At 55.8% G+C, this 1,252-nt stretch carries 1 protein-coding gene; it reads right to left on the bottom strand.

The window, feature by feature from the left end:
- Positions 1-30: 30 nt before the first annotated feature.
- Positions 31-1,193, bottom strand: a protein-coding gene (locus ACUN9Y_RS22075; protein ID WP_445462900.1) for an IS3 family transposase whose coding sequence is annotated in 2 segments (ribosomal slippage) — positions 31-935 and positions 935-1,193 — 1,164 coding nt in all. Because the reading frame shifts where the segments join, the coding sequence is not laid out codon by codon here.
- Between the last annotated feature and the right edge of the window lie 59 nt (positions 1,194-1,252).

The raw sequence follows: 1,252 nt of genomic DNA, 5'->3' as shown, positions 1-1,252 counted from the left end.
TGATCTTACCCAGCAATCGTGGACACCGATCTAAGCGATCATTCGAACCTCGAAGGCCTCAGGGCTGATCATCCCAATCGCACTGTGTCGGCGCTGCCGGTTGTAGTCGACCTCGATATACTCGAATACCTGCCGCCGCATGGCTCCTCGGGTGTCGAAGCGCTCACCATGGATGGCCTCGACCTTGAGGCTGTGAAAGAAGCTTTCGGCACAGGCATTGTCGTAACAGTTGCCCTTGGCGCTCATGCTGCATCGGAGCTTATGGCGCTTGATAAGCTTCTGATAATCCGATGAACAATACTGACTTCCTCGATCAGAGTGGGTAATGACCCCGGTGGGATTCTGACGCTTTGATAGCGCCATCTCGAGTGCTTCACAGACGATATCCGCCTTCATTCGATGACTCATTGCCCAACCGATAATTCGACGAGAAAACAGGTCGATAACAACCGCTAGATACAGCCACCCTTGCTCCGTTCCAAGATAGGTGATGTCACCTACCCATTTCTGGTTGGGGCTCGTTGCCACAAAATCTTGCTTTAGCAGGTTTGGCGCCACTGGCAGGGTGTGTTTGGAGTTCGTTGTCGCTTTGAACTTACGTGCAGCCTTGGCGCGCAGACCCTGCCGCCGCAGGCTTGCAGCAACGGTCTTACGGTTCACCGACAGCCCATTGTCATGTAGGTCCAGGACCAATCTGGGGGCCCCTGAGCGCCCCTTCCGATCGTGATAGGCTTGTGCCACATGCTGGTCGAGGTCCGCTTGCTGGCGGCGTCTGGGTGACGGGTTACCAGCACGTTGTCGCCAAACGTAATAGCCACTGCGGGCGACACCGAATACGGCACACATGTGCCGAATACAGAAGGCCTGACGATGTTGCTGGATGAAGGCGTACTTCACTTCAGGCTTTTCGCGAAGTACACCGCCGCCTTTTTTGTGATGGCCAGTTCCTCCGACACCTCGGCCAACTGGCGCTTGAGGCGCGCATTCTCGTCGGCAAGTGCCTGTTCGCGTTCTGTCACACTTTTCCGCTGCTGGGCTTTGGCGCGCCATTGATAAATCTGGCTGGGCTGTACGCCGAGATCGTGGGCGGCGGTGGCGACACCCACTCGTTCAGCAAGTTGGAGGGCTTCTTCGCGATAGGTATCGGTGTATCGGGCACGTTGCTTTTTCATGAGCGTAGCTGGCTTTGTCATGGTTCACCTCGTTCAGAGTAGTTCCTTAACGGGGTGTCCACCGCTACTGGGTAAGATCA

The organism is Halomonas sp. V046, from assembly GCF_052645355.1.
Note: the sequence above shows the minus strand (reverse complement) of the source record. Positions and strands in the feature narration are given on the sequence as shown.